Annotated in this window: 18 protein-coding genes; 12 read left to right on the forward strand and 6 right to left on the reverse strand. The window is 42.2% G+C overall.

Annotated features, from left to right (window positions below):
• Positions 1–4 precede the first annotated feature (4 nt).
• Genes K1F36_RS12865 through K1F36_RS12875 form a run of 3 tightly spaced genes read left to right on the forward strand, consistent with a single transcriptional unit; the run spans position 5 to position 1,719 of the window.
• Complete coding sequence (locus tag K1F36_RS12865) at positions 5–808, forward strand: phosphatidate cytidylyltransferase (RefSeq protein WP_220114182.1); 804 nt, start codon at positions 5–7, stop codon at positions 806–808.
• Positions 798–1,463 carry a phosphatidylserine decarboxylase family protein gene (locus K1F36_RS12870; RefSeq protein WP_220114183.1) on the forward strand — a complete coding sequence of 222 codons (666 nt, stop codon included), beginning with the start codon at positions 798–800 and terminating at the stop codon, positions 1,461–1,463. The genes K1F36_RS12865 and K1F36_RS12870 overlap by 11 nt, the downstream gene beginning before the upstream one ends.
• Entirely contained in the window at positions 1,456–1,719 is a 264-nt protein-coding gene (locus tag K1F36_RS12875; protein ID WP_220114184.1) for an acyl-CoA-binding protein, read from the forward strand. Before K1F36_RS12870 ends, K1F36_RS12875 begins: the two co-directional genes overlap by 8 nt.
• Here the strand turns inward: K1F36_RS12875 and K1F36_RS12880 are convergent.
• From K1F36_RS12880 to K1F36_RS12900, 5 genes are all read right to left on the reverse strand, one after another.
• The gene (locus K1F36_RS12880) at positions 1,716–2,984 is read right to left on the reverse strand and encodes a sterol desaturase family protein (protein WP_220114185.1); all 1,269 of its coding nucleotides are present in this window, start codon (positions 2,982–2,984) and stop codon (positions 1,716–1,718) included. The two genes, K1F36_RS12875 and K1F36_RS12880, sit on opposite strands and share 4 nt — an antisense overlap.
• 56 nt (positions 2,985–3,040) lie before the next feature.
• Positions 3,041–3,868 (reverse strand): sugar phosphate nucleotidyltransferase, encoded by an 828-nt coding sequence (locus K1F36_RS12885; RefSeq protein WP_258539062.1) that lies wholly within the window; start codon positions 3,866–3,868, stop codon positions 3,041–3,043.
• Between the two features lie 5 nt (positions 3,869–3,873).
• Positions 3,874–4,926, reverse strand: a complete 1,053-nt coding sequence (locus tag K1F36_RS12890; protein ID WP_220114186.1) for a GHMP family kinase ATP-binding protein — start codon at positions 4,924–4,926, stop codon at positions 3,874–3,876.
• A 12-nt stretch (positions 4,927–4,938) separates the two neighbouring features.
• Entirely contained in the window at positions 4,939–6,327 is a 1,389-nt protein-coding gene (locus tag K1F36_RS12895) for a Gfo/Idh/MocA family protein (protein ID WP_220114187.1), read from the reverse strand.
• A gap of 104 nt (positions 6,328–6,431) precedes the next feature.
• Complete coding sequence (locus K1F36_RS12900; protein WP_220114188.1) at positions 6,432–9,056, reverse strand: valine--tRNA ligase; 2,625 nt, start codon at positions 9,054–9,056, stop codon at positions 6,432–6,434.
• Positions 9,057–9,253: 197 nt separating this feature from the next.
• On the opposite strand from K1F36_RS12900, the gene K1F36_RS12905 reads away from it, so the two are divergent.
• Positions 9,254–9,640, forward strand: coding sequence for a DUF1573 domain-containing protein (locus K1F36_RS12905; RefSeq protein ID WP_220114189.1), 387 nt, complete (start codon positions 9,254–9,256; stop codon positions 9,638–9,640).
• A 61-nt stretch (positions 9,641–9,701) separates the two neighbouring features.
• Here K1F36_RS12905 and K1F36_RS12910 read toward each other — a convergent pair whose 3' ends face one another.
• Positions 9,702–10,997 (reverse strand): PDZ domain-containing protein, encoded by a 1,296-nt coding sequence (locus K1F36_RS12910; protein ID WP_258539063.1) that lies wholly within the window; start codon positions 10,995–10,997, stop codon positions 9,702–9,704.
• Between the two features lie 195 nt (positions 10,998–11,192).
• Here K1F36_RS12910 and K1F36_RS12915 point away from each other — a divergent pair, with 195 nt between their 5' ends.
• The 8 genes from K1F36_RS12915 (at position 11,193) to gap (ending at position 17,772) form a co-directional block, all read left to right on the forward strand.
• Entirely contained in the window at positions 11,193–12,386 is a 1,194-nt protein-coding gene (locus tag K1F36_RS12915) for a pyridoxal phosphate-dependent aminotransferase (protein WP_220114191.1), read from the forward strand.
• A complete protein-coding gene (gene murB, locus K1F36_RS12920) occupies positions 12,383–13,399 on the forward strand; it encodes a UDP-N-acetylmuramate dehydrogenase (protein ID WP_220114192.1) in 1,017 nt (338 codons plus the stop codon). Before K1F36_RS12915 ends, murB begins: the two co-directional genes overlap by 4 nt.
• Before the next feature lie 203 nt (positions 13,400–13,602).
• On the forward strand, positions 13,603–14,169 hold the full coding sequence (locus tag K1F36_RS12925; protein WP_207033466.1) for an RNA polymerase sigma factor: 567 nt from the start codon (positions 13,603–13,605) through the stop codon (positions 14,167–14,169).
• A complete protein-coding gene (locus tag K1F36_RS12930) occupies positions 14,166–14,924 on the forward strand; it encodes an anti-sigma factor (protein ID WP_207033467.1) in 759 nt (252 codons plus the stop codon). The genes K1F36_RS12925 and K1F36_RS12930 overlap by 4 nt, the downstream gene beginning before the upstream one ends.
• Before the next feature lie 84 nt (positions 14,925–15,008).
• On the forward strand, positions 15,009–15,218 hold the full coding sequence (locus K1F36_RS12935) for a membrane or secreted protein (protein ID WP_220114193.1): 210 nt from the start codon (positions 15,009–15,011) through the stop codon (positions 15,216–15,218).
• A gap of 27 nt (positions 15,219–15,245) precedes the next feature.
• Positions 15,246–15,806 (forward strand): RNA polymerase sigma factor, encoded by a 561-nt coding sequence (locus tag K1F36_RS12940; RefSeq protein WP_220114194.1) that lies wholly within the window; start codon positions 15,246–15,248, stop codon positions 15,804–15,806.
• A 62-nt stretch (positions 15,807–15,868) separates the two neighbouring features.
• Positions 15,869–16,744 carry a lipoyl synthase gene (gene lipA, locus K1F36_RS12945; protein WP_220114195.1) on the forward strand — a complete coding sequence of 292 codons (876 nt, stop codon included), beginning with the start codon at positions 15,869–15,871 and terminating at the stop codon, positions 16,742–16,744.
• 17 nt (positions 16,745–16,761) lie between these two features.
• Entirely contained in the window at positions 16,762–17,772 is a 1,011-nt protein-coding gene (gene gap / locus K1F36_RS12950; protein ID WP_220114196.1) for a type I glyceraldehyde-3-phosphate dehydrogenase, read from the forward strand.
• The last annotated feature ends 51 nt before the right edge of the window (positions 17,773–17,823 follow it).

Below are 17,823 nucleotides of genomic sequence, written 5' to 3' on the forward strand. Positions count from 1 at the left end.
GTACATGAGAGAAATTTTAAGACGCTCCATAACCGGGGTGATTTACGTGTTGCTTCTACTGGGTGCTGTTTTTCTAAGCTCGGATGCCTTCGACTTTTTATTTATGACATTTGGGCTGGCATGCCTTTATGAATACAAGCGCATTGTAAACCTGAAGGGCTACCATATATTCATGGCCTATTTGGCACTTTGGTGGGTTTTTATATACCTTACCAATGACTCGACCACCATAAACCTTCTAATGCTCTGTACCATCACGGTGGACATTGCATTGCTCATGTTCCTGTTCTCTAAAAGGCCCAAAAAATTTAGCACGTTCCAAAAATTCATCATTGGTTTATTTTACATCGGTGGAGGCTGTATTTTTTTGACCATGATTCCATATAAGCATGATGATTTTGCCCAATTTCTTATCATGGGCATCTTTATTTTGATATGGGTCAATGATACTTTTGCCTATTTAACAGGACGTACTTTCGGCCGAACTAAACTTTTTCCTTCAGTTTCTCCAAAAAAAACCATTGAAGGTTCTGTAGGAGGTCTTATTTTTGCATTGGTGGCCGCTTACTTTTTATCATGGTACGAAACAAGATTGTCGATTACCGAGTGGATGGCAATGGCCTGTTTAATAGTTGTAGCAGGGAGTTTGGGAGATTTATTGGAATCCAAGTTCAAACGAATGGCCGGGGTTAAGGACAGTGGCGCCATATTACCGGGACATGGTGGAATTTGGGATCGTTTGGATAGCCTAGTGTTCGCTGCGCCTTTTGCTTATTTGATTTTAAATATTTTCTCCTATGTTTCATAAAGAGGGTCAAAAAATTATCATCATCACTTTCTTTATCGTGGTTGCAGCCGTTCTGGCGGCACATTACTACGTTAATTTGGAGTGGGCCCGTTTTTCGCTTCAGGTTGCCGCATTGATTTTCCTCATTGCCATTCTCCAGTTTTTCAGAAATCCCAAAAGACGTGTCACCCGTAGTTTTGATGAAATATTGGCCCCCGTTGACGGGAAGGTAGTGGTCATTGAAGAAGTGGATGAACCTGAATATTTCAAGGAAAAAAGAAAACAGGTATCCATATTCATGTCCCCCACCAATGTACACGTTACCCGATATCCCGCCAGTGGAACGGTAACGTACTCCAAATATCATCCCGGGAAATATTTGGTGGCCTGGCACCCAAAATCCAGTACGGAGAACGAACGAACCACAGTTATACTCCACACCCCAAAATTTGGTGAAATAGGTTACCGACAAATTGCCGGTGCAATGGCCCGTAGAATTGTAAACTACGCTGAGGAAGGTGAACAAGTAACCCAAGGCGAGGATGCGGGCTTCATAAAATTTGGTTCCCGTGTTGATTTACTGCTTCCTTTGGACTGCGATATTACCGTTAAGCTCAATCAAAAAGTAGTTGGAGCGCACACTTGTATTGCTTCCGTAAGACCGTTGGATGATTAACAAGGACCTACATAAAAGATTCGAAGACGCCGTTAACTTTGTTAATGACTATACCGATCCCCTACCCGCAGACCTACTCTTAAAGCTCTACGCCTATTTTAAGATTGCCAACAAAAACTTTGACAATCCGGGAAGCAGGACACCCCTCATCAATGCCTTTAAAGCAAATGCCCTTTTCCAGGCCAAAAGAATAAGCAGGGAAGAGGCTATGGAGAAATACGTGGAATTAGTGGACAAAGAGCTAAAAACGCTCTAAGAAGCCAAGTCCGGAGTGGCAAACGACTTTTCAAAGTAAGTAAAGTAAACACCTCCAAAAATCGTTATTAAAAAATAAAGGGCAACAAGATAGCTTCCTATCGAAAAGTCTGAATTGAATCCAAACCAATCGTTTGTAAAATAAATCAAGGTCAATCCACCTACTCCCCTGATCACTTCAATCCAAACTGCATAAATTTTACGGTCCATCAAAGTAGTGTATCCATAGATTCCAACAAAAATAAAGGCTCCGAACAGCAGCAGACCGTCAAACCCAATCGCTGCATAGCTATAGAACATAAACAACATCAAAAAGGTGGTTACGACCAATTGAAAAAGGGAATATGCTTTTAGCGCAGCAGAAGCTTCAGGTTGATATTTCCTGAAATTGTATACATTCTTGATTATAGAAATGGGATATTTTTCTTTAACATCCTCTGGACGCCAACCCGTAGGCATAAACCAAATCCTGAATTTGTCCCGATAATTTTTGGTCCGCCAAGCATCTTGAATCAATCGCCATAGATGTTGAAAATTGATGATAATCGGGTTCCATGTATTTGCTGGTTTCAGAACACCGTATTGCGGTGGAACCTCATCCAGTTCTTCCTGAAAGGTTCCGAAGATTCTATCCCACACACAAAAAATCTGTCCAAGGTTCTTATCAATATACTCCTTGTTGATGGCATGGTGCACCCTATGCTGCGAAGGGGTAACGATGACATATTCCAAAAAGCCCATTTTCCCAATGTGCTGGGTATGGTACCAAAACTGCGCAAATAAATGAATGGGGGCTAAAACCGCAATCACTTTGTGCGGCACACCGACCAACGCGGCCGGAATCAATAAAAGCGCATAATAGCCCAGTAAATTAGAGATAGGTTGCCGAAGTGCACAGGCCAAATTGAACTCTTCACTGCTATGATGAATCACGTGCTGGTTCCAAAAAAAGTTGATATGATGACTTAACCTATGGTTCCAATACCCCGCAAAGTCGAGAGCAATAAAGGCCACCACCCATACCAACCACGTAGCCTTGATCTCGATAAGCGCCAAATGCTCCAATAAAAAAGGATAACTGATCAAAATCAGCACCAATCCCAAGGAATCCTTTACCACATTGGTCAAACCAGAGCTGAGGCTGCTCACGGTATCCATAAGATTGTGTTTCTGATCTTTTACAAATCGGCCATAAAGAATCTCAATCAATACCAAGCCGATAAAAAAAGGGGTGGCATATAACAATGCCGTTGCATATGATTCCATATCAAGAAAAATTTAAAATTTTGCTCGATGCAAGAATGGGGTTATATGCCTTTAAGTTAATCTAAATTTTTAAATAACTGAATATCATTAGCATCCGTTAGATCAGGAATGTGCTCGGAGCGGGGTATACAAAGCACGCTTCGCGGTTCTTGCTCCACCAAAACAGCGACCGCTTTGGGCAGTTCCTTTTCGTCGCGAACAGCATCTATAGGGCAGTTTTTTAAGTATGGATAAATCTCTTTCCCCGAAAAACTAAAAATGTTCATGCTTACCCTGAGCTGTCCGGATGCATCCTTATATTTAGGGACATCTTCCACATTTGGTTTTTCAACGATTTGTTGTAAAAACCCATCTTCGGAAATATCCATCACGGCAAACTTGGCAATCCGCTCCTCGGTATAATCGAAACCTGAGCTTCCGTAACTGATGAGCGCGTGAGGAGCATTTCTATCACTTCTTAAATCTCCCAAAGCACCAACGGAGTATAGATTATCGCCATTACAAACCGTGAAGGTGCCCTGTTTTAATTCAGGGTACTGGTCCAAACATTGCTGAAGCGCATCCGCAGTGCCCAATGGCTTTGTTCGTCCTTCCGGCACCGTCTGGATTGCCAAAAATATCTCCAATCCATCTGGAAGCCCTCCTTGATCTATCAAATTTTGAAACGCTGTATTTTCGGGACTTGTGATCAAGTACAATCTTTTATACCCTGCCTCCACAGCATTTTGAACCAGATAGTACAAAAATGGTCTACCATTTTTTCCAACGGGAATCAAACTCTTATGCGGGATGTGGTCCATAACCTGGTCATCCCGTTCCTTCAAACTCCGCTTCATTCGTGATGATGCACCACCTACCATGATGATCAAACTTATATTCTCCATTTTTATCAACTTGTTAATTCTACCTCGTAGACGGCCTTGGCACCTTTGTCCAAAAATGCTTGTTTCACCTTTTCGGCTATATCGTCCGTAACCATGGCTACCATACAGCCACCTCCGCCCGAACCGATTATTTTGGCTCCCACGGCCCCAGCTTCCCTTGCGGCATCCATCATTTCTACCATTTCCAGAGGGGTATTCTGGATTTGGTTTTGAAGGATGATTTGGTGTCGGTTCATTAAATCTCCCAAAACCTGAGCATCAGGATTAGCTGTCAACAACTCTTTTTTAGCTTCAAGAGTGATATGATAATTGTAAACAGCGGCATACCAATAGCCTTGAAGCTCCTCTGGCACCAAATCAAAATATGCTTCGTAATCCGCCAAGCTTGCTTGCTCCAGTTCAAATTCGGAATGGACCTTTTTAACGGCATCCACCGCCCGTTGTTGATACACCCTAGCGTTTTTTAATACTTCCAAAGTTTTCTTGGGCACGCCCGATTCAGCAACCAACAGCTTTCCCATATCAGCACTTAACCGGGTACTTTCCCCACTTTGGGTATCGATATAGATCAATCCTTTCTGGGCGATGGTATATTGGTCCATCAATCCTCCGGGCTGATCAAAAAAAAGCACTTCGGCTTCGTAGGCCCATCTTCCGATTTGATAATTGCTGATGTCGTCTGATTTATCTTGCGTAGCCACCAAAAAACGAATCCATGCGACCACCAGTGCGGAAGAACTGGAGAGTCCAGCGTTTACGGGAATATTTCCCGAGATTTCGATATCATAACCTTGGTCAAATTGAAAACCCTCCTTTTTCAGCACGGACATCACCGACCTAAAATAATCATCGGGCTGAATCGCCTTCAAATCATCATCCAACGAAATGGATGTTTCTTCGTTCAGGTCCAACAATTTCAACAGATATTGCTTATTGGAATTGGGCGTTGCCCTTAAATTGATGAATCGGTCAATGGTTCCTGCAATCACAGGAAGTCCCAAATAATCTTGATGGTCGCCATAAAAACAGATTCGGGCGGGTACTTTTATTTCAATCATGAATATTTTCTACTAACTAATAATTTGCAACGGTTCGGTATCCTTCCAGTTGCCTCTCGTAAAATCGGGGAAAGGTTGCGGTGCTCCATTACTTGCCACGGACCGTTCGCTCAATGGAGATACGGCGCTCCATAGACACCCTTCATAAACATTTTGGTCGAGCGGAAGCCCCTTTTGCAAGCATTCCACTATACGGTACACCATGATTCCGTCCATACCACCATGTCCGCTGCCCTTTGCGGCTTCATTCAGTCGTTTGTAAAGCGGGTGATCGTACTTCTCATATAATTTTTCAAGTTGCTCCCCTTGAACCCAAGAATGATGGTCTTTCGTAATTCCTTCCACGCCGCCTTCTAAGGCCACGCGGGTCGGGAACCCTGCCAGAATCCCTTTGGTTCCCTGTACCAAGTTCAACCGGGAATAGGGTCTTGGACTGGTTTCGTCCCATTGTACCATGATGGTTTTTCCCAAAGTGGTTTTGATGATGGATGTATTTAAATCGCCGCCTTTAAAATCCAACTGGTTCCATTTATGGTCGGCGGGATAATTTTTTTCAGCGTAGAGCTCCCTCCCTCTCGATGGCGTTGAGAAAGAAACCAAACTACCAAAGGTATCCTCTTGCCGTGCCAAGTTCATGTATTGGGCAACGGGTCCCAAACCATGCGTGGGATATAAATTTCCGTTACGCTTGGCATAATGAGGTGTTCGCCATGACCCCGTCCCCCTCTCCTGCTCTTCCATCTGCCAACGTAATTCGTGGATATAGGCTGCCTCACCATGTAAAATTTCCCCGATCAAGCCTTGTCGGCACATATTGAGAAACATAAGCTCATCGCGACTATAGTTCACGTTTTCCAGCATCATGCAATGCTTTTGGGTACGCTCACTGGCATCCACAATGTCCCACATATCCTGAATGGTAGTGGCCATAGGTACCTCAACAAAAGCATGGGCACCGTGTTCCATGGCTCCGATGGCCATTGGCGCATGGTTGGCCCAATTGGTGGCAATAAACACCACATCGGGCTTTACTTCCTTGAGCATGGTCCTCCACTCATCCTCGTCTCCCCAGTATTGGGCTATGTTTTTATGGCGGTTTTCTCCTGCTGCCTCTTTAACCCAACGTGTCTTCTCTTTGACCATATCCTCATAAAGATCACAGATAGCGACTACCTCGGTCCCTTCCAAAGCAGCAAAGAACTTGGCATGTGTGCCTCCCCTAGCTCCCACTCCAATAAAGGCGGCACGGACCTTTTCCAATTTTTGGGCAGCAAAGCCACCCATATAGGTCGATGAGATAGGTCTCTCGGAATTGGCTCTTAAATAGGTCGGGGCTATGGAAACAGCTGCGGCGGTCAACGAAGTCTTTTGAATAAAACTTCTTCTATTAAGGTTTTTCATGGGTATTTGAGTTGTTGGTTCTTTTCTATGTCAAAGTATGAAAAATAATAAGAAAAGGGAAGCAAGCTCCCCTTTTCCATATCTATATACTGCGTATTCAAAAATTACCTCAAACTAGCCAAACTCTTTTCCAAAGTTTCGATTTTGGCTTCGGCATCGGCAGCTTTTTTACGTTCCATTTCCACCACTTGTTCGGGTGCGTTATTTACAAAACGCTCGTTGCTCAATTTTTTTTCAACAGATTTCAAAAATCCTTTGGTGTAATTGAGTTCCTCCGTGATTTTGGCAATTTCCGCCTCAACATCAATGGCGCCACTTATCGGAATAAAGTACTCATTGCTTTTTACCCTAAAGGTCAGGGCTCCGTCCAAACTGGTATCTATCGTTTCCATTTTTGATAGGTTACCCAATTTCAGGATAATGGCATCCATTTGCGAGCCCACCCCTTCGGCATTCAACACAAAAAGTTCCAAAGCATCTTTTTGAGGAATGTTTTTCTCCTTTCTGATGGTTCTGATTCCTGAAATCACTTCGGAAGCAAATTCAAAATCGGCAATCAAGGCTGAATCCACTTCTTTTGCTTCTGGCCATTGGGAAACAATCAAAGCATCCTCTGGAGTACGTTCGGCGATATGCTGCCAAACTTCTTCTGTTAAAAATGGCATGAATGGATGCAACAGCTTCAGGTTTTCTTCAAAAAGACCCAATACCTCATTATACGTTCTTTGGTCAATGGGTTTTTGATACTCGGGCTTTACGATTTCCAATAACCAAGAACAGAAATCGTCCCAAACCAATTTATAGGTAGCCATCAACGCATCGGAAATACGATATTTGGAGAAATGGTCCTCAATCTCTACCAAGGTTTGATTAAACTTGGCCTTGTACCACTCGATTCCTTTTTGTGCCGCTTCAGGCTGCGAAATATCGGCCACTTCCCATCCTTGTACCAAACGGAAAGCGTTCCAAATTTTATTGGCAAAGTTGGCTCCTTGCTGGCAAAGAGCTTCATCGAACAGCAAGTCGTTCCCTGCTGCCGAACTCAACAATAGTCCCACACGAACCCCATCGCCCCCAAAATCGGATATCAGTTGCAGGGCATCGGGCGAGTTGCCCAAGGATTTGGACATTTTCCTACGTTGCTTGTCACGTACCAATCCTGTGAGGTAAACATTGTCAAAAGGTCGTTTTCCTCGGTATTCGTATCCTGCCATGATCATTCTGGCCACCCAGAAGAACAAAATGTCGGGTCCGGTCACCAAATCGTTGGTCGGGTAATAATAGTTTACCTCGTCGTTTTCCGGTTCCAAGATACCTCCAAACACGCTGATGGGCCATAACCACGAGGAGAACCAAGTATCTAGAACATCCGGGTCTTGGCGTAAGTCCGATAGTTGCACTTCCGGTTTTTTGGCCTTTGCCAGTTCCAATGCTTCTTCGGCAGTTTCGGCCACCACAAAATCTTCTTTACCATCGCCGTAGTAGTAGGCCGGTATTTGTTGCCCCCACCATAATTGACGGGAAATGTTCCAATCACGGATGTTTTCCATCCAGTGGCGATAGGTATTGTCGAACTTTGATGGGTATAGTTTAACGTCCTTGGTTTCCAAAACCCCATCCAAAGCAGGTTTTGACAGGTTTTCCATTTTCAAGAACCACTGGTCCGAAAGTCTCGGCTCGATTACGGCCTTAGTCCTTTCAGATGTACCAACTTTGTTGGTATGCTGTTCTATTTTTACCAAAAAACCCTTTTCCTCTAGTTCTTTGGAAATTTCCTTGCGTACCACAAAACGGTCTTTTCCTTCATAATGAAGGCCAAAAGAATTAAGGGTCGCATCCTCGTTGAAAATATCGATTACTTCAAGATCATGCTTTTCTCCAAGATTTTTATCGTTCTCGTCGTGTGCAGGGGTAACTTTTAAGCAACCTGTACCAAATTCAACATCGACATATTCATCTTCTATAATAGGAATAACCCTGCCAGAAATTGGCACAATTACCTTTTTCCCCCTTAAATGATGATATCTTTCATCATTTGGGTTGATACAAATCGCGGTATCGCCCAAAATGGTCTCCGGACGTGTAGTGGCTATGGTCACTTTTTCGTCTGAACCTTCAATGGCATACGAGAGATAATATAAATTTCCTTGTCGCTCTTCATAAATTACTTCTTCATCAGAAAGTGTGGTCTTTGCCTCGGGGTCCCAGTTTACCATTCGGTATCCCCTGTAAATCAAACCTTTGTTATATAAATCGACAAAAACTTTTATTACCGAGGCTGACATATCGTCATCCATCGTAAACTTGGTGCGGTCCCAATCGCAGGAACAGCCGAGTTTTTTCAATTGTTGAAGAATTACTCCCCCATACTCATTGGTCCAATCCCAAGCGTGTTTTAGAAATTCATCACGGGATAATTTGGACTTGTCGATACCATCTGCCTTAAGCTTGGCCACTACTTTGGCCTCGGTGGCTATGGATGCGTGGTCCATTCCAGGGACCCAACAAGCGTTTTTCCCCAAGAGCCTCGCTCTTCGGATAAGAACATCTTGAATGGTATTGTTGAGCATATGCCCCATATGGAGCACGCCTGTTACGTTTGGCGGGGGAATTACTATGGTGTAAGGCTCCCTTTCGTCTGGTTTGGAACTAAAATAATCGTGTTCCGACCAGTAGGCATACCAGTGTTCTTCAACCCTTTTTGGGTCATATTTTGATGGAATTTCCATTTTTCGGTATAGTTTTTGTTAATAAGACTGTGATTGGTTTTTTTGAAAGGAAAGCAAAATGTTAATTTTACGCTATTCTTCAGCTTAGGACCAATTCAGAAATACGAAACAAAAATAAGTAACGTTATTCTATAACAAAAGAATTTTGGATGCAGGTATCAAAACATCTACATTTGAAATTCACCCAAAAACCAAAAATGATGAAAAAAACTGTACTGATGCTGTTTATAGGGCTTTTATCCTTAGGGGTATACGCTCAAGAAACCGCTAAAATCGAATTTAAGAGCGAGACCATTGATTACGGAGAAATTGAAAGAGGTAGCGATGGTATTCGTATATTTGAATTTACCAATACAGGTGATGCTCCTTTGGTAATCAGTAGTGTTAAATCTAGCTGTGGATGTACTATTCCTAAAAAACCAGAAGAACCGATTATGCCTGGAAAAGTTGGTAAAATCGAAGTAAAATATGACACAAACAGAGTTGGCCCTATCAGAAAGGCCATTACTGTAACCTCAAATGCTGACACTCCAACGAAAGTACTCAAAATCAAGGGTACCGTTAAAAATCCTGGAGCAAAGTAAGAAGAAGAAGAGAATTATTTTTTTGAAGGCCCTAAAATCAATTGATTTTGGGGCCTTTCTTTTAATCGTCGTCGAACATCTTTTTAAGGACAAAGGTGAAAAGCAGGTCTGTATTATATCTTTCTATAAGCACTTTTATCCGCTTTCCTTCACGTTCGTTTATCATTTTAAGAATTTCCTGAAGTTTGTATTTGTGGACCTTTTTCCCGTTTACGGCCAATATAACGTCTCCTTCACGTAAACCAGCCTCTGCAGCAGGACTACCGGCACGGATACCGGACACCACAATTTCTGGGACCAAACTCAACCTGGTCTTGTTCTCCAACAAAATTTGAACGTTACCAAACGTATCGCCATTGTCTTCCTTGACAAGCCCATTAACATCCGCAATACTCTCTGCAATGTATCTTAAGCCATTGTGTTGCAAATCGATTCCTGCCAAGTTATACTGAAAGGGTTCATTAAAATTACCGTTCTTTTTTAGGGTGACCAGACCTCTGCCATAATCAAAAACCATGTTGAAACGTTTGAGCACCTCTCCCCCCAAACTACCGTTTCGGCCATTCAAGCTATCAATCCCCTGAAAAGACTCTCTATAAGGAAAAGCTACCTTGGCCTCATCCAGTTTAAAATCACCTATCTGGACTCCATTGATTTTACTCCGTTTTCCAAAAATATCGCCGCTCAACCCTCTTCCCAGATGGTCCTCATAATTTTTTTCGGGTATTTCCAATCCCTTTTCCGGTTCTGGAAACAACCAAAGTGCATCGCTACTGCCCGTATCCACAAGTAACTTCACATTAATATTGGCTGTATCCTTCATCAATACCGTTCCCTCAACATAAGCTTTTCTTTTTTCTACCAACAAAGGAATGGTTTGTCTGTTTCTCCTCTCCTTATATGTGTAAAGTTCGGGATTGTGCAGTTTCAGTTTTCCAGCGCTATAGTTCACTTCAACAATAAAATCACGGAATAGGTCATAGCCCATTATGCCATGCACGGGAATTCCCAATGTTGTTGAAAAATCGATTCCACGATCCATCACCACATATAGATCTTGGGCAAAATTTATCGCTTGGCCCAACCTAAATATATTCCTTTTGGAACTCAGGGCTTTCATAGGCTTACCATCTCCCAGACCACGTATGGTGACTTCTGAAACATTGTTGATGGGTATGGAATCTGATTCTGACAGATTGAAAAGAATAGGTTTGCTTACACCGGAATCGAGTATAAAGGTCAGTTCAACCCCGTTAATCTCCACAGGAATGATGATGAGGTTATTTATGAGTTCAAAGTTGATTCGCTGGAATTTCTTATCCTTGGGCAATTCAAAACCCTGCGCCAAAATAATCATTGGCACAATTAAAAGAAGTATAAAAATAAAACCCTTTCTCATCAACATACATAAAATAATCACCTCTTCACTAAGAAATATACAAAATAAGGTTTTAACTCTATCATATTTTAACATTTCCAATAACAATTAATTTATGTTCAATCTTGTTGTTTTCGATATTAGGTTTTCTCATTTTTGCCAAAACTTTAGTTCATGCCAAGCATTTCAAAGAAAGGGACTCAAATGCCCGCATCACCCATCCGAAAATTGGTGCCCTACGCAGAGGCTGCCAAAAAACGAGGAACCCATGTAATCCACCTAAATATTGGACAACCCGATATTAAAACCCCAAAAGTGGCTTTGGATGCGGTTCGCAACCACACCATTGAGGTTCTTGAGTACAGCATGACCCAAGGTTCTGAGGAGTACCGTAAAAAAATTTCGGATTACTATGCAAAACAGGATATTTTTGTTGATGCTGAAGATATTATAGTGACCACGGGCGGTTCCGAGGCATTGTCCTTTACCTTGGGAACCATTATGGACAATGATGATGAAATTATCATACCCGAACCATTTTATGCAAATTACAATGGCTTTGCCACAGCTGCAGGTGTTAAGGTAAAACCCATTGCTTCATCTATTGAAAATAACTTTGCACTTCCCCCCATTTCCAAGTTTGAAGACCTTATCACTCCAAAAACGAAGGCCATTCTAATTTGTAACCCTGGAAACCCAACGGGATACCTTTATAGTAGGGAAGAAATTCATCAGTTGGCGGATTTGGTCAAAAAGTACAATCTTTTCCTAGTGGCCGATGAGGTATACCGCGAATTTACTTATGACGGCAGGGAACACTATTCAATTCTTCAGGTCGAGGGATTGGAAGAGTATGCCATTGTGGTTGATTCCGTATCCAAAAGGTACAGCATGTGCGGCGCCCGTATCGGTTGTATGATTTCAAAAAACAAAGAAGTTATTGGTACTGCACTAAAATTTGCGCAAGCGAGATTGTCACCCCCAACCTTTGCCCAAATTGCCAGCGAGGCCGCTTTGGAAACTCCACAATCCTATTTTGATGATGTAATCGACGAATATGTTTCCCGAAGAAACCTTTTGATTACCGAGCTCAATAAATTGGAAGGTGTAAAGGTTGCTACCCCACAAGGTGCCTTTTATTGTGTTGTCGAGCTTCCCATTGAGAATGCGGACCATTTTGCGCAATGGTTGTTGGAAAGTTTTGAGGTAGAAGGAAATACGGTGATGGTAGCTCCCGCTGCCGGTTTTTATGCAACACCTGGCTTGGGAAAAAATCAGATTAGAATTGCCTATGTGCTGAAAAAAGAGCAACTTGTAAAGGCAGTCCATATTTTAGGTAAGGCTTTAAGAGAGTACAACGCCCAGTGAACATACAGGAAAACATATCCTTAAAAAACTATAATACCTTCGGCATTGACGTTAAGGCACGGTTCTTTGTTGAAATAACAGGTCTTGTCCAGCTTCAAAAAGTACTGGAGCTCAAAGCATATCCCAAAAAGTTCATCATCAGCGGAGGAAGCAACATGCTACTTACCAAAGATATAGATGCTTTGGTGGTACACCTAAAACTAAAGGGCATCTCCATTGTTGAAGAAAACGAGAATTTTGTAGAGGTGAAGGCAATGGCCGGTGAGAATTGGCACGAACTTGTTATGTGGAGTCTGGAACAAGGATTTGGCGGACTCGAGAATCTTTCGCTCATCCCGGGCAACGTTGGCACGGCACCCATCCAAAATATTGGTGCTTATGGAGTTGAACTAAAGGATGTTTTTGTGAGTTGCGCAGCCATGGACGTCAAAACCGGGGAGCTAGAGGGTTTTGATAACGAAGCATGCGAGTTCGGGTACAGGGAATCCATTTTCAAGAACAGAGCAAAGGATAAATACATCATCACTTCGATAGTACTCAAGTTGACCAAGAAAGACCATGTGCTTCACACAGGCTATGGTTCCATTGAGAACGAATTGAAGGAGAAGGGCATTGTACATCCGACAATCAGGGATATTTCCGACGCCGTCATTGCCATACGCAGAAGCAAACTGCCCAACCCTAAGGAAATAGGCAATAGCGGAAGCTTTTTTAAAAATCCCGTGATTTCTCAAAAAGCGTTTGATAAGTTCATCAAAAAATACCCCAATGCGCCTTTTTATGAAATGGACGATAATCAATTTAAGATTCCCGCCGGTTGGTTGGTAGAGCAATGTGGTTTTAAGGGAAAACGCTTTGGTGACGCAGGTGTGCACGAAAAACAGGCCCTTGTTTTGGTTAACCACGGAAGTGCCACGGGTAAAGAGATTCTTGACCTAAGCAAAAAAATTCAAGACGAAGTGCAAAAAACCTTCAAGATAAAGATTCAACCAGAAGTGAACATAATAAAATAACCCCCGCATTGAAGTCAATAACGAGGGTTATACCAAACCAAACTAACCAAATTTATGTATGTCGTCAGGGCTTTGAAGCCCCTTATTTCTATTCAAAATTCACAAGACAAAAAAGCTTTTTCTGTCTTAGCTTTGTTTTATATACGAGATAAATCCTATTTTAGATTTTGGTCCCATAAAAAATTTTACCAAAAGCATCATTAATGAGCACATTGATAGAGAGACATATTGTTTCACTCCTTGAGGAAAAAGACGACAAAGCTATTTCCCTACTTTATGAAAATTATGGGGATACGCTCTTCGGGGTTGCCTTTAAGGTGGTAAAAGATGAGGATTTGGCCCAAGATGTGCTACAGGAAAGTTTTATCAAAATCTGGAAAAAAGCCGACACCTACGATGCTTCCAAGGCAAAACTTTTTACATGGTTGTTCAGGATTGTTAGGAATACTGCCATAGATAAATTGCGTAGCGTCAATAATAAATCGGATAAAGAAATCCAAATCGACGTTTCAGACGTATATAATCTTGGAGTCAAGGCCATTAACCCGGAACATCTGGACATCCAAGAAAACTTGGACAAAATCGAAGATAAGTACAGAATTGTTTTAGAGGCCCTATTTTTTGAAGGAATGACGCAGCAGGAGGCAAGTGATGAATTGGACATTCCTTTGGGAACCATAAAATCCCGGTTAAAAATAGGACTTAGGGAACTTGGAAAGATTTACGGAACAACAATGTCCCTGCTCTTAATCTTAAATTTGTTGTCATGAAAGAAAAAGTAAAAATATTTTTAGAGTCCGACATTTTAGAGAAATACCTTTTAGGAGACACCACCAAGGAAGAATCCCAAAAAGCGGAAAGATATATTGCCATGTACCCCGAAGTGCGGGAGACCTATGAAGTGCTCCAGAAAAACTTGGAGACTTTTGCCAATATGTATGCCAAAAAAACTCCAGAAGGCTTAAAGGACATTATAATTGCCAGTGCACGAAAAGAAACCATGGTAAGCAAAAGATATATGAGATATGCCGTTGCCGCCAGTATCGCCATCATGATTTTCGCCGGCTCCTCCCTTTTCTTTTGGAACCAGAACAAAACATTACAGGAAGAAAATACCCTCGTAACCAACCAAATCAAGTATTTGGAGGATAACATGAAGGACCAATTGGCCGACATGAGAAACCAGTTCATCGTTCTTAACAATCCTGCTACCAAAAAATATCAGGTAAGAGGTGAACGTGAGGCAAAGGAACTCAAGGCCATTGCATACATAAACCCTGTTAAAAAACTGTCGTACATCAATGTGAGCAACGTTCCGGAACTTCCCGAAGACAAATGCTTCCAAATGTGGGCAGAGGTCAATGGAGAATTGGTAAACCTGGGTGTAATCAAAGATTTTGATGAAAAAGACAAACTTCTTGCCCTACCCTACGCTGACAATGCTGTGGGATATATCACCATTGAACCAAAGGGCGGAAACAATATTCCATCTGTAGACAATATCGTAGCCAATATCAATTACTAATAAAATAGGTTTTACGGTAAAGAAACCTTAAACATTCCGACCTTTAACAAGGTATTTTGTACCTTTGTACAAAAGTTGGATTTTATGAAGTTAGTATTGGTCACCATTGGATTGTTAGCACTTGCATTTGCAGGAATCGCCATCAAAATCTGGGGGAAAAAGAATGGTGAGTTTGCCGGAACATGTGCAAGTCAAAGTCCCTTTTTGAACAAGGACGGGGAAGCTTGTGGTTTTTGCGGAAAACTACCGGAAGAACAAGATTGCAAGAAAGATAACGTTACAAATACCCAATAAAATTAATTTTTAGGCAAGCCTTATTATTTGGAAAAAACCGACGATTCCATCAAGGAGATTATACAAAGGGCAAAAGAGGGAAACCAAATTGCCTTTAGTAACCTCGTTGACACTTTTTGGAACGATGTGTACGGTTTTCAAATGCTTCGCACCAAAAATGAAAACGATGCCGAGGACATTACCATAAGGACTTTTTCCAAAGCATTCGATAAAATCGATACCTACGACGAAAACTATGAGTTCAAAACTTGGCTCATCACCATATCCAAAAACCTTCATGTAGACCTTCTCAGAAAACGCAAAAGAAGTCTAATGAACGAAATGGAATCCCGCGCAGACGAGGTAAAAAAAGTTTTGGACGAAACTCCCACGGTAGAGGACCGTTTGATTACGGAACAAAATCTGGCCAACCTCTTGCAGGATATCAAAAAGATGAAACCCCACTATCAGAAAGTGATCAACCTGCGCTATTTTCAAGAAATGAGCTATGCCGACATAGCCAAAGAACTCAATGAGCCCGTCAATAACATAAAGGTGAAATTGCTCCGCGCCAAAAAACTTTTGGCAGAAATCATCAAAAAAAAGTGACTCCTTCCAAGTCACACAGTTTCTTTCCCAGTTTCGTATCTTTGTACTTCTAAATTTGTTCTATGAGCACAAGCGTAGCAGAAAACGTAATACCACCCAAAGGAAAGCCAAAGTGGCTAAGGGTTAAGCTTCCAACGGGCAAAAAATACACCCAGCTCAGGGGGCTTGTGGACAAGTACGATCTACATACCATTTGCACCTCCGGCAGCTGCCCAAACATGGGTGAATGTTGGGGCGAAGGTACCGCTACATTCATGATTTTGGGAAATATCTGCACCCGTTCCTGTGGGTTCTGTGGTGTAAAAACAGGACGCCCGGAAACTGTGGATTGGGCGGAGCCGGAAAAAGTGGCCCGCTCCATAAAGATCATGAACATTAAACATGCCGTGCTCACCTCTGTGGACCGTGACGACCTAAAAGATATGGGGTCCATTATCTGGGCAGAAACGGTAAAAGCCGTAAGGCGCATGAATCCAGAAACAACAATGGAAACATTGATTCCTGATTTCCAAGGAATCCCCAACCATTTGGACAGAATATTGAACGTAGCCCCTGAAGTGATTTCCCATAACATGGAAACCGTAAAGAGGCTGACACGAGAGGTTAGAATACAAGCCAAGTACGAAAGAAGTCTGGAAGTATTGGACTATCTAAAGAAAAACGGAGCAAACAGGACCAAATCGGGCATCATGTTGGGCTTGGGCGAAGAAGAGAGCGAAGTTATCGCCACTATGGAAGACCTACGAAAAGCGAATGTGGATGTTATCACTATTGGGCAGTACCTCCAGCCTTCAAAAAAACACCTCCCGGTAAAACAATTTATCCTTCCGGAACAATTTAAAAAATATGAGGAATTAGGACTGGAAATGGGCTTTAGACATGTAGAAAGTGGAGCTTTGGTCCGTTCATCCTACAAAGCACATAAGCACATACACTAGTACGGCACCCCATCATCATGAAAAACATCACTGTTGGTATAAATGGCTTCGGTCGTATAGGTAGAACCCTTTTTAGACTTTTGCTCAACCATCCGAACATCAATGTTGTGGCCATTAACGATTTGGCCAATGCCGAAACCTTGGCCCATCTGCTAAAATATGACAGTATCCATGGTGTGTTGCCCTTTGATGTATCGCATCAAAATGGACATATTCTTGTAGATGACAACAAAATACCGATACTCAATCACAATCATCCAAAAGAAATAGATTGGAAATCCCATGGGGTGGATATCGTGGTCGAATCCACTGGAAAATTTAAGACAAAAACGGACTTGGACCTACACATAAAAAATGGGGCCAAAAAAGTAATACTTTCCGTTCCGCCGTTGGACGACTCTATAAAAATGGTGGTATTGGGCGTAAACGAGGATATCCTGGACAAGGACGACCAAATCATTTCCAACGCGTCCTGCACTACCAACAATGCTGCGCCCATGATCAAAGTTATCAACGAACTGTGCGGCATAGAACAAGCGTACATCACAACTGTTCACTCCTACACCTCCGACCAAAGCCTTCACGATAGTCCCCACAGAGACCTTCGTAGGTCCCGAGCTGCCGGGCAATCCATAATCCCCACCACTACCGGAGCGGCAAAGGCATTGACCAGTATTTTTCCAGAACTATCAAATGTCATTGGTGGATGTGGCATCCGAGTGCCTGTGCCAAACGGGTCATTGACCGATATTACGTTCAACGTGATACGGGAAACCTCGATTGAAAAAATAAATGCTACCTTTAAAAGGCAAGCGGAAAACAACCTTAAAGGAATTCTTAATTACACCGAAGACCCTATTGTTTCTATCGACATAAACAATAGTTGTTACTCTTGTACGTTTGATTCATTGATGACCTCCGTAATCGGTAAAATGGTAAAGATTATCGGGTGGTACGATAACGAAACTGGATATTGTTCCAGAATTATTGATTTAATAGCTTTGCTGATAAAGAAAAATTACGTTTGATCGCAACCTTATCAAACAAAAGGCCAAGCCTTAAATGGCAGTTTCTACTAT

The organism is Flagellimonas abyssi, assembly GCF_019457905.1.
In the GTDB taxonomy this organism is placed as follows: Bacteria; Bacteroidota; Bacteroidia; order Flavobacteriales; family Flavobacteriaceae; genus Flagellimonas; species Flagellimonas abyssi.

Bases quoted from the DNA above. Each gene is read 5' to 3' on its own strand.
- K1F36_RS12925 (WP_207033466.1), top strand. From the start codon at position 13,603: ATGAGCACATTGATAGAGAGACATATTGTTTCACTCCTTGAGGAAAAA.
- K1F36_RS12875 (WP_220114184.1), top strand. From the start codon at position 1,456: ATGATTAACAAGGACCTACATAAAAGATTCGAAGACGCCGTTAACTTT.
- K1F36_RS12895 (WP_220114187.1), bottom strand. From the start codon at position 6,327: ATGAAAAACCTTAATAGAAGAAGTTTTATTCAAAAGACTTCGTTGACC.
- lipA (WP_220114195.1), top strand. From the start codon at position 15,869: ATGAGCACAAGCGTAGCAGAAAACGTAATACCACCCAAAGGAAAGCCA.
- K1F36_RS12900 (WP_220114188.1), bottom strand. From the start codon at position 9,056: ATGGAAATTCCATCAAAATATGACCCAAAAAGGGTTGAAGAACACTGG.
- K1F36_RS12910 (WP_258539063.1), bottom strand. From the start codon at position 10,997: ATGATTATTTTGGCGCAGGGTTTTGAATTGCCCAAGGATAAGAAATTC.
- K1F36_RS12930 (WP_207033467.1), top strand. From the start codon at position 14,166: ATGAAAGAAAAAGTAAAAATATTTTTAGAGTCCGACATTTTAGAGAAA.
- K1F36_RS12865 (WP_220114182.1), top strand. From the start codon at position 5: ATGAGAGAAATTTTAAGACGCTCCATAACCGGGGTGATTTACGTGTTG.
- gap (WP_220114196.1), top strand. From the start codon at position 16,762: ATGAAAAACATCACTGTTGGTATAAATGGCTTCGGTCGTATAGGTAGA.
- K1F36_RS12870 (WP_220114183.1), top strand. From the start codon at position 798: ATGTTTCATAAAGAGGGTCAAAAAATTATCATCATCACTTTCTTTATC.
- K1F36_RS12880 (WP_220114185.1), bottom strand. From the start codon at position 2,984: ATGGAATCATATGCAACGGCATTGTTATATGCCACCCCTTTTTTTATC.
- K1F36_RS12885 (WP_258539062.1), bottom strand. From the start codon at position 3,868: ATGGAGAATATAAGTTTGATCATCATGGTAGGTGGTGCATCATCACGA.
- K1F36_RS12905 (WP_220114189.1), top strand. From the start codon at position 9,254: ATGATGAAAAAAACTGTACTGATGCTGTTTATAGGGCTTTTATCCTTA.
- K1F36_RS12935 (WP_220114193.1), top strand. From the start codon at position 15,009: ATGAAGTTAGTATTGGTCACCATTGGATTGTTAGCACTTGCATTTGCA.
- K1F36_RS12915 (WP_220114191.1), top strand. From the start codon at position 11,193: ATGCCAAGCATTTCAAAGAAAGGGACTCAAATGCCCGCATCACCCATC.
- K1F36_RS12890 (WP_220114186.1), bottom strand. From the start codon at position 4,926: ATGATTGAAATAAAAGTACCCGCCCGAATCTGTTTTTATGGCGACCAT.